The sequence below is a fragment of the Nocardioides potassii genome (assembly GCF_021648885.1).
Classification (GTDB): Bacteria; Actinomycetota; Actinomycetes; order Propionibacteriales; family Nocardioidaceae; genus Nocardioides; species Nocardioides potassii.
This window is the reverse complement of record NZ_JAKJHZ010000005.1, coordinates 429595-443489: the sequence shown is the minus strand read 5'-3', so window position 1 is coordinate 443489 and position 13895 is coordinate 429595. Positions and strand designations below refer to the sequence as shown.

The following is a 13895-nucleotide window of genomic DNA, read 5'->3' as shown; positions in this document are numbered from 1 at the left end:
CAAGGGACTATCGATCCGGGGCCGATCACCCGATTCGACGACCTCCTGATCTTGGCAGAGTTCTCCTCGACGGGTCCTCGTGGGCTCGGAAGCGAGACTCATCAACCACATTCCAAAGGGGAAACACCATGCTCGAGAAGTTCATCACCCTCATGCTGATCGGCCGCGACGAGGAGCAGGGCGCCACCGCTGTCGAGTACGGCCTGATGGTCGCACTCATCGCCGTCGCCATCATCGGCACCGTCACCGCGCTCGGCACGGGCCTCAACGGTCTCTTCACGACCATCACCGGCTCGCTCTGATCCAGGGACTTCACCAGGGGCCGGCGCCTCGAGAGGCAGCTCTCGACGCCGGCCCCTTCCCTTTCTCCCACCAGCACCACAAGAGGAGCTCCCATGCGACACGTGAGGCACCTGCTGCGCCGTCTGCGCGACGAGCGCGGCGCCACGTCCGTTGAGTACGGCCTCATGGTGGCGGGCATCGCCGTGGCGATCATCGCAGGGGTCACCGTGTTCGGCATCGGTGTCAACGGGCTCTTCGCCAGCATCCCGCCCAACCTGTAGGCCCGCACCACCACCCACGACGTCGAGCCGACCGAGACGGCTCGCACACGCAACATCCGTCCAGACAAGGAGAGAACCATGCTCGACAAGTTCATCACCCTCATGCTCATCGGCCGCGACGAGGAGCGGGGCGCCACCGCTGTCGAGTACGGCCTGATGGTCGCACTCATCGCCGTCGCGATCATCGGCACCGTCACCGCCCTCGGCACGGGCCTCAACGGTCTCTTCACGACCATCACCGGCGCCCTCTGACACCGAGCCCGTCGAACGTCGGCCCTGCCCCGTCCGTCGCGACGGACGCCCCGTCCCGGACCGCAGGGGCGAGCAGGGCCGGTCGGCGACGTGGGGTCCGTCGACCGGCACACCGCACCACCCGAGATGACTGAAGGCGACCGGGACCGGTCGCCTTCAGTCATCTCCCGAGGGCCTCACGTCGCCGCTCATCGCGCCAGCCGCTGGAGCCGCGCGCGCCACAACCGCACCAGGTCCTGCTGCGAGAGACCCGCTTGGGCCAGCGCCTCATCCAGCGGGCGCCCCGAGCGCGCATCGTCGTACACCGACAGCAGTCCTTGCTCCCCCACCCGCTCGGCTATCACCCGGCAGGCCAGCCACGCTTCCTCGTACCGCGCCTGGAGCTGCTGGGCACGCGTGTCGAAGTCCGCCGCGCCGGGCAGCTCCTGTGGCAGGCCGGCGGCACGGACAGCCGCGATCGCCCGCCCCGACGTCGTGCGGTCCGGCAGCCGCGTGTCCCGGAGCGCGACGTAGTCCGCGAACCCCTCCGAGAGCCACGGCTCGACCGGCCGGTGGACGGCATCGGTCGCCACGTGCACCAGCTCGTGGCTCATCACCACCTGGGCGCCGGCGGGACGCAGCCCGCCGCTGACCTGCGGGTTCACGAAGACGTGCACCGGCGCGTCGACGGTGTCCGACGTGCCCGCCGTGGCCGTGACGGCCGCGATCCCTGCATAGGTGCCCGGCGTCGCCCCGAGTGTCTCGTCGAGGTCAGCCGCACTCGCGGGCACCTCGACGACGACCGGCGACCGCCAGCCCGGCAGGACCTGCCTCACGACGCTCCTCCCCCGTGTCACGCGGACCGCGACGGCGTCGGCCTCGGCTTGGGGTCCGTCCGCCATGACCAGCACCCCGGGGGCGCGAGCGACGGAGAGCTCGCCCCGCAGCCAGAGGGGCAGCCGCGCGGTGTCGCCCCCGCCGAAGCCGGCGATGGCAAGGCGGCCGTCGCCCCGGGGCGCGAACCGGACCACCACGTCGGCCCGCGAGGGCACCGCGTCGCCGGCCACGCTCCACGCGACCTCGGCGACCGCCGACCACGTCCCGTCCTCGGCGACCGCACCCGCCTGGTCGACGTACCGGACCGACACGTCCTCCAGCTGGACGGATCCAGCCGTGGCCGCGATGCCCCTCAGCACGTCCGCGGCAGCGGCATCCCCCGGTGTGGCCAGGTCCGCCAGCGCAGTGGCGTCCCGGGCGTCGATCCCGGCCACCAACGCGTCCAACGTGGATGCCGCGTCGGCAGGACTGGCCCTGGGGACGTCGACGGGGCGTGGGTCGACGTCGTGGCGGTCCCCGCGCTGGACGACCAGCACCGCTGCCACGACGACCGCCACGAACAGACAAAGGCCGGCCGCCCACAGACGTGGACGACCGGCCTTCGCGACCTGCTGGTCAGCCAGGGCGGACCGCGCCGACGTAGGGCATCGAGTAGAGGCCCGAGACCGTCACGCCCGTGCCGGGATTGGCGGCGTGGACGATCATGCCGTTGCCGATGTACATGCCGACGTGGCTGATCGGGCTGTAGTAGAACACCAGGTCGCCGGGCTGCAGGTCGCTCGCGGCGACGTGCGGGCCGGACCCGTACTGGGCGCTCGAGGAGTGCGGCAGGGATACGCCGGCCTGGGCCCACGCGCGCATCGTGAGGCCGCTGCAGTCGAACGCGTTCTCGCCCATGGCGCCGTAGACGTAGGCGTCACCGACCTGGGCCATCGCATAGGCGACGGCGGCCGCCGCGCGGCCGGACGCGGGGACGGAGGACGGCATGCGCGTGACGCCGCTGCGCGAGGCGAGCAGGCGCTCGCGCTCCTCGGCCTCGAGGTCGGAGAGCAGGCTCTTGGCCTCGGCCAGCTTGTCGTCGACCGTCTCCTTCTCGGTGCTGAGCTGCTCGGTGAGCTCGGCGATCTCCTTGGTGCGGGAGTCGGTCGCCTCGCGCCGGATCTCGAGCGCCTGGAGCTGCGTGTCATAGTCGGAGAGCAGGGACGCCTGCAGGTCGTTGAACGACGACATCGTCGAGAGCGTGTCGAGGAAGGCGCCGGGGTCGTCGGACACGACGACCTGGCCGACGGTGGAGATGCCCTCACCCTCGAGCTGGCGCACGACGGCGTCCGACACCTGGTCGCGGACCTCGTCGAGGCGCTCGTCCTGACGGGCCTGGTCGGCCTTCAGGCCGGCGAGATCGCGGCGGAGGTCGGCGAGGTCGATCTGGGCGTCGTGGAGACGCTCCTGGGCGGCCTCGGCCTCGTGGTAGAGCCGGTCGACGCGAGCCTTGACGTCCTTGATGGAGGGGTCGGCCTGGGCGGGGGTAGCAGGCACGAATGCGATGGCGGCGATTGCTGCAAGACCAAGAGCGGTCGCGCCGACACGCTTGCGGGGGTGAGCCACGAGCGGGGGAACTCCTCGGGGTGTCGTACGCCTACCAGGTGAGCTGACGGGTTCGGCACGACGTTGCCTACCCCTGCTCCTCGCACCGCTCGCGCGGTACGTCTCACAGGGGATTCACCCCAGGGGGAAGGTTGGTTCCCCGGCTCGTCGCCCACGGTGGTGCGGGGGTGCGGACGACGACTCGGCGCGACCTCCGCGCGGGCCGGGTGACCCACTTCCACGGAAGCCAGCCCACAGAGTAGACCGCATCCGGAAGCCCCGCCAATCTTCGGGCGAACTTCTCGGGGCGTGTCTCACGCGGACTCGATGACCGGTCCCGGGATCGGCTCCACGAGCCGCAGGGGTGGGACCAGTCCACCGCTCGCCAGCACGTCGAGGGCGACCATCTCGTCGTCGTCGATGGTGAGCTCGGGAGGCGGGCCGAGCAGCACCGTCACCACGCAGTCGTGGCAGTGCAGCCCGCGCACCACGCAGGTGTCGCAGTCGATCCGTGTCGTCATGCCCTGACGGTGACAGGGCCCACCGACAGCGTCCCCCGACCGGCGTGTCGGGCGGCGCGGGTCAGCCCGTGACGAGCCCGACGAGTGCAGCCGCCGGCACGGCCCGCGCACCGGCTCGGACCACGTCGCGCGCCACGGCCTGGTCGCCGCTCACCACGACGACGACACGGCCGCGTGGCTCGGCGGCGACGAGCTGGCGGATCACGTCGTCCGCGATCACCCCGGCGGGGCTGAAGACGACCCGCACACCGCGCGGTGCGGGCATCACGGTACGGGCGGTCGACTCGGCAGCGTCGAACACCACGGTGGTCTCGGCGCCGGACCTGGCAACGAGGGGTCCGAGCGCGGCGACGAGCCGGCTGCGCTGCGCCTCGAGGCTGGCCGTCGGCCAGGTGGCCTTCGTGACGTTGTAGCCGTCGACGATCAGACGGGCGCGCGGGAGGGCGAGCAGCTGGTCGAGCACTGCCGGCGTGGCGGGTGCGCTCGTGGACGGCGGAGCCGCACCGGCCAGGCCTGCCTCGACCGAGTCGCCGGGGACGCCCTCCACCGCCGGCAGTCCGAGCTCGCGACGCAGGCCCGTGGCCGCATCGACGACGGCGTCGAGCAGGAGCCGTGCCCGGACCGTGGCCGCGTCGCGGTCGGACCGGGCGTCGCGCCGCTGGGCGGCCAGCGCGGACTCGGCCTCGTCGAGCTGCACGCGCAGACGGCGCACGTCCGCCTCGGCCGTCCGCGTGGCCGACTCCGCCGCTGCGAGCGCTTCGTCACGGGCAGCGAGCGCTGCGTCGCGTTCCGTTTCGGCGGTACGCAGTGCGCTGCGCGCCTCGCCGAGCCGCTGACGCAGCACCTTGTGGTCGGCAGCCACGCCGTCGAGCTCGCGACGATGGTCCGACCGGACCCTCGCCAGCTCCGCCTGCAGGGCGGCCACCTGCGCCGAGAGGCGGCCGAGCTCGGCGCGCCCTTCCTCCTCACGCGTGTCGTCGGTCGTCAGCGTCGCGGCGACCGCGTCGACGCGCGCCTGCCAGCCGTCGTCGCGTGACAGCCACGCGCGAGCCGCCTCCTCGAGCGGGTCGTCCGTTCCGGGGATCGCCGCGACCTGGACGCCGGCGTGGCGCCGGAACTCGTCGTCGGCGAGCGCGTCCCAGATCAGGCTGCCGCCGAGCCGAGCGCGGCGGGCCGGCGCGAACCCCGCCACCTTGCGCAGCGGTGGCGGGACCGGCACGACCGAGGGCAGCACCGCCGACACGAGCGCGACCACCCGCAGGCGGATGCGCTCGGGAGGGGCGGACGGGTCGCTCACGTGCCTCTCGTCACCCGGTGGCCTGGTCGGCCGCTGGATCGGAACCCGCGTCGGCGTCCGCGCGGTCGACGACCTCGATCGCGTCGGAACGTCCGCACCACCGGCAGGACACGGACTCCAGCGACTCGGCGAGGACGGTCTGCTCCTCGACCCGCGGCTCGCCCGCCAGGTCCACGTGCCAGTAGTCCGTCGTACGCCGGGTGCGGGTGACGTCGAAGCGCGTCAGGTTGCCGCAGCCGGCGCAGCGCCACCGCTCGCCCTCACCGGGGACGCGCAGGTCGGAGGTCGGGTCTGTCACGGAGGGCTCCTGGTGATCGGGTCGTGCGTGACTGTCGGGCGCGGGCCAGCGTAGTGCGCGCGCCCTGCGGCCCATTGTCGGATCCCACGTCTAGCGTCGTCCGACATGAGCACGACTGCCCACCGACCGGCGCGGGAGACCTCGCGCTGGGAGGCGCAGCGGAGCTTCGACGAGCTCGGACGCCCCTTGCGCGACCTCACCTTCTGCGTGGTCGACCTCGAGACCACGGGCGGCTCGGCCCAGGGCGGGTCGATGATCACCGAGATCGGTGCGGTGAAGGTCCGCGGCGGCGAGGTGCTCGGCGAGTTCCAGACCCTGGTCAACCCGCACACCGAGATTCCCGCCTTCATCGCCGTCCTGACGGGCATCACCAACTCGATGGTCCACGACGCCCCACCGATCGAGTCGGCGCTGCCGGCCTTCCTGGAGTTCGCCGCGGGCTGCGTCCTCGTGGCCCACAACGCTCCGTTCGACGTCGGCTTCCTCCAGCACTTCGCCCGTGAGCAGGGACGGCCGTGGCCGAGGTTCGAGGTCCTCGACACCGCCAAGCTGGCACGCCGGGTGATCACCCGCGACGACGCCCCCAACTGCAAGCTGTCGTCGCTCGCCAAGGTGTTCAACGCCTCGACCACCCCCAACCACCGGGCGCTCGCCGACGCGCAGGCGACCGTCGACGTCCTCCACGGCCTCATGGAACGGCTCGGCGGCCTCGGCGTGCACACGCTCGAGGAGCTCCAGACCTTCTCCTCACGGGTGAGCACCGCGCAGCGGCGCAAGCGCCACCTCGCCGAGGGTCTCCCCCACGCCCCGGGCGTGTACCTCTTCCGGGACGACCGCTCCCGGGTGCTCTACGTCGGCACGTCGCGCGACCTCCGCACCCGCGTGCGCACCTACTTCACCGCGTCCGAGACCCGCAGCCGGATGGGCGAGATGGTCGGCGTCGCATCGTCGGTCACGGGCATCGAGTGCGCCACCCCGCTCGAGGCGGAGGTGCGCGAGCTGCGCCTGATCGCCGAGCACAAGCCGCGCTACAACCGTCGGTCCCGGTTCCCCGAGAAGGTCCACTTCCTCAAGCTCACCCGCGAGGCCTGGCCGCGCCTCTCCCTCGTCCGCACGGTGCTCGACGACGACGCCGACTACCTGGGCCCCTTCTCCTCGCGCAAGGCGGCCGAGAAGTGCCTGGCCGCGCTCCACGAGACGTTCCCCGTCCGCCAGTGCAGCGGGCGGCTCCCGGTGGTCCCGTCGGGGTCGTCCTGCGTCCTGGCGGAGATGGGTCGTTGCCTGTCCCCGTGCGACGGCTCGGTCGACGCCGCGACCTACGGCGCCGTGGTGCGCCAACTGCGGGACACGCTGATCCGCAGCCCGCACGAGGTCGTCGAGGCGATCAACCAGCGGATGACCACCCTCGCCGATCGCGAGCGGTTCGAGGAGGCCGGCGTCCATCGCGACCGGCTGGCCACGTTCGTCCGGGCCGCGGCACGCACCCAGCGGTTGTCGGCACTTGCCCGCTGCGGCGAGATCATCGCCGCGCGTCGGGAGGACGACGGCCGGTGGGCGGTGCACGTCGTACGACACGGCCGGCTCGCTGCGGCCGGGGTGATCCCGCCGGGCAGCGACGCCCACCAGTACGTCCGCGAGCTCCGAGCCAGCGCGGAGACCGTCGGAGGCGCGCCCGGCCCCGTGCCGGCGGCGACTGCCGAGGAGTCGGAGAAGATCCTCCGGTGGCTCGAGTCACCCGGGGTGCGGCTGGTCGACGTCGAGGGAGAGTGGACCTGTCCGCTGGGTGGCGCGGCACGCCATCTCGCGGTCTACGACGCGGCCCACCAGTCACGGCTCTCGCTGGTCCCGTTCGACGAGAAGCGCCTGCCCTCACCGGTGCACCGGCCGGCGCGCTGAACAGTCAGTCGAGCCCGATGCTGAACGCGGACTCCAGGTCGTGCTGCGAGTAGGTCCGGAAGGCGATGTGGGTCTCGGTCTCGGTGACCCCGGGGACCTTGTTGAGCCGGTCGGCCACGACCGTGGCGACGTCCTCGTGCTGGCGGACTCGCACGAGTGCGATCAGGTCGATCTGGCCGGTCACCGAGTAGACCTCGCTCACCCCGTCGAGGGAGGCGATGGCCTCGGCGACCTCCGGGATGCTCGCGACGTCGGCCTTCACGAAGACGATGGCGGTGATCATGGGGTCACGGTAGCGCCACGGTCGGCTCCCGGTGTCCGCTGACCGATCGGACGGACCCTCCTAGTCACTTGTGACTACCCCGGGTCATTCTCCAGCGGCGCGCTACGCCGAGACCTAGCGTGGAGCGGTCTGAGTCGCCCAACGACGGGGAGTTTTCGGGATGTTGAACCAAGCAGGTCTGCCGAGGGCCGGTGCCCGCGCCACCGCGGCGCTGGCCATCGGCGTCGCCGTCGCCACCCTGGGTCCCGTGTCCCCGGCCTCCGCAGTCCCGCCGGCGGGACCCACGGGCCTCAACGTCGCCCAGCCGTCGTCGCTGACGACGAAGTTCAACTGGAACCAGTCGGCCGGGGCAGACCGCTACGACGTCCAGGTCGACAACAACCTCGACTTCAGCTCGCCCGAGGTGAACGTCACCACCGTGAACTCCGTGTACGTCCCGGAGGTCGCGCTGCAGACGACCACGAACTACTGGCGCGTGCGCGCCGCGACCGGCGCCGAGAAGTCTGACTGGGTCACCGGCCTGCCGTTCGACCCGCCGCAGGTCACGGTGCCGATCCCGTCGAGCCCGGTCGACGGAGCACACCTCCAGCAGCCGAACGACCCTCCGCTGCTGTCGTGGACGCCGTCGCCGGGAGCGACGTCGTACACCGTCGAGGTCGCGAGCGACCCCGACTTCGTCAACCGGCTCGCACCGTTCACCACGGAGACGACCTCGCTGGTCGTGAGCCAGCCCCTGTCGCTGGGTGACTGGTTCTGGCGCGTCATCGCGACCAAGGGCCCCGGCGTCGTGTCCCAGCCCAGCAACAGCTCGAGCTTCTGGATCGACCCGCTGGAGACGCCCACGATCACCGGCCCGCTGGGTCCCCAGCCCAACATCTCGGCTGACGTGATCGACGTCGTCCTCGACTGGGACAAGGTCCCCGGTGCGGTCGGCTACGAGCTGCAGGTCGCCACGAACATCGACTTCACGGCGGGATCGATCGTGGAGGACCGGACCGGAGCGCAGAAGCGTGTCCTGGGCACCCGGTTCTCGCCGCCCATCACCTACGACAACAACGGCTACTACTGGCGGGTGCGCGCGGTCGACACCGCGGGGAACTCCTCGGGATGGGCGCGCTCGCAGGTGGACTTCAACCGCCAGTACGAGAAGTCGCCCGAGCTGATCTACCCCGCGAACGGCGCCCCCGATGTGCCGGACCCGCTCTACTTCGACTGGAAGCCGGTCACCAACGCGTCCGAGTACGAGATCTGGGTGGGCACGGACGAGAACTTCTCCCCCAAGACCTACAACTCGTGCCGCGTGGCCCAGACGACCTACACGCCGGGACTGTTCGCCATCAACGACACCGACCTGGTCAACGTCCTGCCCAACCGGATCAACGAGGACTGCGACCCCAAGCCCGGCGTGACCAACTACTGGCGCGTCCGGCCGCTGGACCGGCCCTACGAGAAGCCGGGCGGCGGCGACCTCCCGGGCGTCCAGGGCCTCTGGTCCCCCACCTACAGCTTCGACTACACCGGCCTGTCGATGAACAACCTGTCGCCCGCCAACGGTGCGACCGTCGACGTCCCTGCCCTCAGCTGGGACCCTGCACCGGGTGCGCTCACCTACACCGTGCGCGTCACGAACGGCCTCGGCAACCTGGTCGACTCGGCCACCACGTATGCCACGTCCTACACCCCGAAGGGGTTCCAGCGATTCCCGACCGCCAACAACCCCTACACCTGGTCGGTGTACGCCGAGACCGCCGAGGGCACGACCTCCCTGGCTCCCCAGCGGACCTTCATCCTCACCGGCAACCAGCCCGCACCGTCGGGGGTCCCGGTCCTGACACCGCTGACGCCGTCCCCGAGCGCGCAGTTCGACGGTCCGCCCGCGCTGACGTGGGAGCCCGACCCGGCCGCTGCCACCTACCGGGTGCACGCCACCTACCCGGGCGGCAACGTCCTCGTCACGAAGGGGATCTTCGAGACCACCGCGATGCCGTGGTCCTCGTTCACCGACACCTCCAGCGAGCTCAAGCGCCCCGGCACCTACACGTGGTGGGTCACGGCGCACGCCCAGAACGGGGCGCAGATCGGGTCCGCCGGGCCGACCAGCACCTTCACCATCAAGCCCTTCACCGCTGCGACCGGGCACCGGGTCGCCCTGGGCGGCAAGGCCGCCCTCGACTCCGGCTCGGGCGCCTGCACGCCGCTGACGGGCGTCTGCACCGTGCCGGCGACGCCGGTCCTGAGGTGGACACGCGAGCCGGGCACGGCCTTCTACATGGTCTACGTCAGCGAGGACCCCAGCTTCTCGAACCTGCTGGAGCCCACCACCGCACTTCCTGCCACCACGAACACGATCTACACGCCGGCCCTGGACAACCGTGACTGGACCTACGCGGACAACCAGACCGAGCGGCCGTACTTCTGGTTCGTCCGACCCTGTCGGGCCGTCGGCCAGTGCGGTCCGGGCCCGGTCGGCGTCGCGGGATCCGCGCAGCACTCGTTCTTCAAGAAGTCGCCACCGGTCACGGGGCTGCAGAGCACCCTCACCGACAAGACCGAGGTGTCGATGTCGTGGGACAACTACTGGCACGACCCTGCCTCGTCCGACCCCGCTGACAAGTGGGGCCAGACGGGCGAGCCGCTCCCGCAGTCGGCGATGAAGTACCGCGTGGAGATCGCCACGGACTCGACGTTCTCCCCGTCAGCTGTCATCGACACCGCCGACGTGGACCAGACGACGTACACGAGCCCGTCGAAGATCTACGCGAACCGCAAGTACTGGTGGCGCGTGCAGGCCATCGACTCCGACGGGAACGGCCTCACCTGGTCGACGCAGGAGGCGACGTTCCAGCGCGAGACCCCCACGCTGAACCTGATCTCGCCGATCAACGACGTCAACGCACCGGGAACGACCGCCTTCCGCTGGCAGGCGCAGGCCTACGCCAAGGGCTACGACGTCGAGGTCTACAAGAACGACGACCCCACGTACTCGGTGGCGAACAGGGTCGCCAACGCCACCAACCTGCTCACGACTGCCTACACGTGGAACAAGGCCCTGGCGCCGTCGGCCAGCGCCTACCGGTGGCGGGTCCGTCGCATCGACTCCTCCGGCAACCCCGGTGACTGGTCGACGGGTGGCCGCTTCTTCGTCACGGCCGGGACGCCCAACATCGTCGCGCCCGGAACCGGGGCGGTGCAGTCGCCGAACGGTCCCGTGCTCGAGTGGGAGCCGCTGCCGGGTGCATCGCGCTACACCGTCACCATCACGCCGAGCGGTGGTGGGTCCGCCGTCATCGCGAACACGGTGTCGACGGCCTGGGCCGTGACGTCCAAGCTCGCCACCGGGTCGTACACGTGGACCCTCGCGGCCAAGGACGCCAGCGGCAACACCTTGGGGTCGAGCAGCTCGACGTTCTCGGTGGACGCCGCTCTCGTCGCCGACCTCAGGCCGACCATCCAGTCGCCGGAGGGCACCGGTGTGGGCAAGACACTGTTCGCAACCGCTCCGACCTGGCAGGGCGCCTTCACCGACGTCACCGTGACCTACCAGTGGCTGCGGGACGGACAGCCGATCTTCGGGACCGCCCCCAGCAGCGGCACCGGCTCGACGTACGTCATCCAGGCCGTCGACATCGGCCGGACGCTCACCGTCAAGGCGACGGGCTCCAAGCCGAACTACGCCTCGGGCTCCAGCACGAGCGACGGCGTGATGGCCACCGCGGGCGACGCCCTGCTCGCGACCTCCGCCCCGTCGATCTCGGGGAACCCGGCAGTGGGCAGCAACCTCACGGCCGTCCCCGGCACCTGGGCCCCCACGGCGACCTCGTACTCGTACAAGTGGCTGCGCAACGGCTCGCCGATCACCAACGCGTTCTTCGGCACCTACCTGGTGACGGCTGCCGACGCCGGCGCCCAGCTCACGGTCGAGGTGACGGCTGTCCGGTCCGGCTACACCAACGGTGTCGCCGTCTCGCCGCCCGTCGCGATCCCGGGGACGCCTCCGGGCGGCCCGGGAGGTACGGCCGGAACGCTGACCGCCACCGCAGCCCCGGTGATCAACGGCACCGCCAAGGTCGGCGGGTACCTGACCGCCACCGCCGGCACCTGGAACAGCGCGCCCACCGGCTTCAAGTACCAGTGGTTCCGCGCGGGTGCGCCGATCACGGGTGCGACGACGTCGATCTACCGGGCGACCGAGGCCGATGCGTCGCAGGCGCTGACCGTCACCGTGTCGGTGACGAAGGCGGGCTGGACCGACGGAGCCGCGACCACCGCGCCGGTGACGATCGCAAAGCTGGACTCGACGACGTCCGCGATCCTGCTGCCGACCGTGCTCAAGCCGGGGATGAAGTCCAAGCTGATGGTCACCGTGATGGCGACGGGGCTCACGGGTCCGACCGGCAGCGTGGTCGTCAAGGACGGCAGGAAGACCTTGGTGACGAAGTCCCTGGCGGCTTCCAAGCTGGGCAAGCTGACGATCAAGCTCAAGGGCTTCAAGGCCGGCAAGCACAAGATCACCGTGTTCTACAAGGGCAGTGCTGCCACCAACCCGTCGAAGAGCAAGGCCATCAAGATCACCGTCAGGAAGTGACCACCGCCTGAGTGACGGAACCCGTGGAGGGTGCCCCTCGACCGCACCCTCCACGGGCTTCCGCCGTTTCCCGGCGCGGGAGTCGCCGGCAGTAGGGTCCGGGTTCGTGAACTGGCTCGCCGACCACTGGCTGGACGTCCTGGGGTGGGGCGGGAGCGCCCTGCTCGTCTACTCCCTGCTGCAGGCGAGCGTGCTGCGGCTGCGTGTGTTGAACGCCATCGCGTGCGTGATCCTCATCGTGTTCAACGCGATGCTCGAGGTGTGGCCGATGGTGGGCATGAACACCGTCCTCGTCCTCATCAACGCGTGTTTCATCGCGCAGCTGCTGCGCCAACGGCACGACGACACCGCCTACGAGGTGTTGGAGGTGTCGCCCAGCGACGAGTACCTCCGGCACGTGCTGCGGGTGCACGGCGCGGACATCCTCAAGTTCAACCCGGGCTTCGTCCACGACCCGTCCTCGACCCAGGACGCGTTCCTGGTGCAGAAGGGCGACGAGACCGTCGGCGTCGTGCTGCTGCGGGAGGACGGCGACACCGCGCACGTCCTCCTCGACTACGTCACGCCGCGCTACCGCGACTTCTCCCCCGGCGAGTTCGTGTGGCGCAGCAGCGGTCTCCTCGCCGAGCGCGGGATCCGCCACGTCGTCACGCCGCCCGGGATGGTCGGCGCCTACTACGACCGGCTCGGCTTCACGCGTGACGGCGCGGCCTGGGTGCTGCACCTGTAGATCCGCCGTTCCACCCACGCTCGGTGCCTCCGACTGGTCGAATGGGGTCGACACGGACCTCAGGAGCACCATGTACCCCACCTCGACCCGACGCGCCGCCGCGGCCGGCGCCTCGACGCTCGCGCTCGCCACGCTCTCCGCGTGCGGGGCCGTCGGCGACTTGCTGCCAGGCCGGGATCCCTTCCTCGACCAGAGCCCGCGCAGCATCGCGCGGTCGTCGTTCGACGACATGCAGGACGTGTCGTCGATGCGGATCCTGGGCGACATCGACACGAAGAGGTTCGGTCGGATGCGGGTCGACATCAGCGTGGGGAGGAGCGGCTGCCGCGGAAGCTTCGACGCGGGGAGCGGTGGCGGCTTCGAGCTTCGCCAGAACGCGGACGGGACCTGGCTCCGCGCCGACGAGAAGTTCGTGAGGGCCCATGTCGACGGCCAGCAGGGCGATCAGGCGTGGAGGATGTTCCGCGGCAAGTGGTTCGTCGCCGACGGCGAGAACGAGGACTTCGCCGACCTGTGCTCCCTCGACGACGTCCTCGCCGACTTCGAGCTCGAGCCCGAGGACACGGGTGAGTCCGTGAGCAGCGACGACGTCGTCGAGGTCGGCGACGCGGAGGCGATCCCGATCACGGGCGGCCGGGGCAGGAAGCGCACCACGATCTGGGTGTCCCTGGACGCTCCCCACCACGTGCTGAAGATGGCGCCTGCCCAGGACGCGGGACTGCCGGACGCGCTGTACTTCGAGGAGTTCGGCACGAAGGTCGTGGTCGAGACCCCGTCGAAGAAGGAGATCCTCGATCTCCCGAAGGGCCAGGCTCCCGCCTGACGCGTCACAGCCGGTTGAGGGCGATGCTGGTCGGCATCACGAACGCCAGCACGAGCACCACCAGCGCCACCGTCACCGCCGGGCCGGCGAGGCCCTCACCGCGCGCCATCCCCATGGCCGCGCACAGCATGCCGATGATGGCGAGCACCGGCCCGTAGCCCAGGAACACCGCAGCCGCGCAGACGAGGGCGACGACCGACAGCACGGAGGTGGGTTGTCCGCCGTACGCCATGGCGGCAGTGTGGCA

The 13895-nt window shown here is 70.9% G+C and carries 14 protein-coding genes and 1 riboswitch; of the genes, 7 read left to right on the top strand and 7 right to left on the bottom strand.

The window, feature by feature from the left end:
* The first annotated feature begins 128 nt into the window (after nt 1–128).
* The 3 genes from L2K70_RS06615 to L2K70_RS06605 all read left to right on the top strand — a co-directional run bounded on the left by L2K70_RS06615 (nt 129) and on the right by L2K70_RS06605 (nt 815).
* Nucleotides 129–302, top strand: coding sequence for a Flp family type IVb pilin (locus L2K70_RS06615; RefSeq protein ID WP_236400577.1), 174 nt, complete (start codon nt 129–131; stop codon nt 300–302).
* Nucleotides 303–395: 93 nt separating this feature from the next.
* Nucleotides 396–563: a Flp family type IVb pilin gene (locus L2K70_RS06610; protein WP_236400575.1), complete on the top strand. Its 168-nt coding sequence runs from the start codon at nt 396–398 to the stop codon at nt 561–563.
* A gap of 78 nt (nt 564–641) precedes the next feature.
* A complete protein-coding gene (locus L2K70_RS06605) occupies nt 642–815 on the top strand; it encodes a Flp family type IVb pilin (protein WP_236400574.1) in 174 nt (57 codons plus the stop codon).
* 188 nt (nt 816–1003) lie between these two features.
* Here L2K70_RS06605 and L2K70_RS06600 read toward each other — a convergent pair whose 3' ends face one another.
* From L2K70_RS06600 to L2K70_RS06580, 5 genes are all read right to left on the bottom strand, one after another.
* Nucleotides 1004–2188: a hypothetical protein gene (locus tag L2K70_RS06600; RefSeq protein ID WP_236400571.1), complete on the bottom strand. Its 1185-nt coding sequence runs from the start codon at nt 2186–2188 to the stop codon at nt 1004–1006.
* 58 nt (nt 2189–2246) lie between these two features.
* Nucleotides 2247–3167, bottom strand: a complete 921-nt coding sequence (locus L2K70_RS21585; RefSeq protein WP_236400569.1) for a C40 family peptidase — start codon at nt 3165–3167, stop codon at nt 2247–2249.
* A 95-nt stretch (nt 3168–3262) separates the two neighbouring features.
* Nucleotides 3263–3423, bottom strand: a riboswitch (cyclic di-AMP (ydaO/yuaA leader).
* A gap of 106 nt (nt 3424–3529) precedes the next feature.
* Entirely contained in the window at nt 3530–3736 is a 207-nt protein-coding gene (locus L2K70_RS06590) for a hypothetical protein (protein WP_236400567.1), read from the bottom strand.
* 61 nt (nt 3737–3797) lie between these two features.
* Nucleotides 3798–5033 (bottom strand): NYN domain-containing protein, encoded by a 1236-nt coding sequence (locus tag L2K70_RS21580; protein WP_236400565.1) that lies wholly within the window; start codon nt 5031–5033, stop codon nt 3798–3800.
* A gap of 10 nt (nt 5034–5043) precedes the next feature.
* Complete coding sequence (locus L2K70_RS06580) at nt 5044–5331, bottom strand: hypothetical protein (protein ID WP_236400564.1); 288 nt, start codon at nt 5329–5331, stop codon at nt 5044–5046.
* Between the two features lie 105 nt (nt 5332–5436).
* On the opposite strand from L2K70_RS06580, the gene L2K70_RS06575 reads away from it, so the two are divergent.
* Nucleotides 5437–7227 (top strand): DEDD exonuclease domain-containing protein, encoded by a 1791-nt coding sequence (locus L2K70_RS06575; RefSeq protein WP_236400562.1) that lies wholly within the window; start codon nt 5437–5439, stop codon nt 7225–7227.
* 4 nt (nt 7228–7231) lie between these two features.
* Here the strand turns inward: L2K70_RS06575 and L2K70_RS06570 are convergent, their stop codons facing one another.
* Nucleotides 7232–7510, bottom strand: a complete 279-nt coding sequence (locus L2K70_RS06570; protein WP_236400560.1) for an Lrp/AsnC family transcriptional regulator — start codon at nt 7508–7510, stop codon at nt 7232–7234.
* A 160-nt stretch (nt 7511–7670) separates the two neighbouring features.
* Here L2K70_RS06570 and L2K70_RS06565 point away from each other — a divergent pair, with 160 nt between their 5' ends.
* The 3 genes from L2K70_RS06565 (at nt 7671) to L2K70_RS06555 (ending at nt 13648) form a co-directional block, all read left to right on the top strand.
* Nucleotides 7671–12095 (top strand): Ig-like domain repeat protein, encoded by a 4425-nt coding sequence (locus L2K70_RS06565; protein WP_236400559.1) that lies wholly within the window; start codon nt 7671–7673, stop codon nt 12093–12095.
* Nucleotides 12096–12201: 106 nt separating this feature from the next.
* Nucleotides 12202–12825 carry a GNAT family N-acetyltransferase gene (locus L2K70_RS06560; protein WP_236400557.1) on the top strand — a complete coding sequence of 208 codons (624 nt, stop codon included), beginning with the start codon at nt 12202–12204 and terminating at the stop codon, nt 12823–12825.
* Nucleotides 12826–12895: 70 nt separating this feature from the next.
* The gene (locus L2K70_RS06555; RefSeq protein ID WP_236400555.1) at nt 12896–13648 is read left to right on the top strand and encodes a hypothetical protein; all 753 of its coding nucleotides are present in this window, start codon (nt 12896–12898) and stop codon (nt 13646–13648) included.
* A 4-nt stretch (nt 13649–13652) separates the two neighbouring features.
* Here L2K70_RS06555 and L2K70_RS06550 read toward each other — a convergent pair whose 3' ends face one another.
* Complete coding sequence (locus L2K70_RS06550) at nt 13653–13880, bottom strand: hypothetical protein (RefSeq protein WP_236400553.1); 228 nt, start codon at nt 13878–13880, stop codon at nt 13653–13655.
* Between the last annotated feature and the right edge of the window lie 15 nt (nt 13881–13895).

Bases quoted from the DNA above. Each gene is read 5' to 3' on its own strand.
- L2K70_RS06615 (WP_236400577.1), top strand. From the start codon at position 129: ATGCTCGAGAAGTTCATCACCCTCATGCTGATCGGCCGCGACGAGGAG.
- L2K70_RS06610 (WP_236400575.1), top strand. From the start codon at position 396: ATGCGACACGTGAGGCACCTGCTGCGCCGTCTGCGCGACGAGCGCGGC.
- L2K70_RS06605 (WP_236400574.1), top strand. From the start codon at position 642: ATGCTCGACAAGTTCATCACCCTCATGCTCATCGGCCGCGACGAGGAG.
- L2K70_RS06590 (WP_236400567.1), bottom strand. From the start codon at position 3,736: ATGACGACACGGATCGACTGCGACACCTGCGTGGTGCGCGGGCTGCAC.
- L2K70_RS06575 (WP_236400562.1), top strand. From the start codon at position 5,437: ATGAGCACGACTGCCCACCGACCGGCGCGGGAGACCTCGCGCTGGGAG.
- L2K70_RS06570 (WP_236400560.1), bottom strand. From the start codon at position 7,510: ATGATCACCGCCATCGTCTTCGTGAAGGCCGACGTCGCGAGCATCCCG.
- L2K70_RS06565 (WP_236400559.1), top strand. From the start codon at position 7,671: ATGTTGAACCAAGCAGGTCTGCCGAGGGCCGGTGCCCGCGCCACCGCG.
- L2K70_RS06555 (WP_236400555.1), top strand. From the start codon at position 12,896: ATGTACCCCACCTCGACCCGACGCGCCGCCGCGGCCGGCGCCTCGACG.
- L2K70_RS06550 (WP_236400553.1), bottom strand. From the start codon at position 13,880: ATGGCGTACGGCGGACAACCCACCTCCGTGCTGTCGGTCGTCGCCCTC.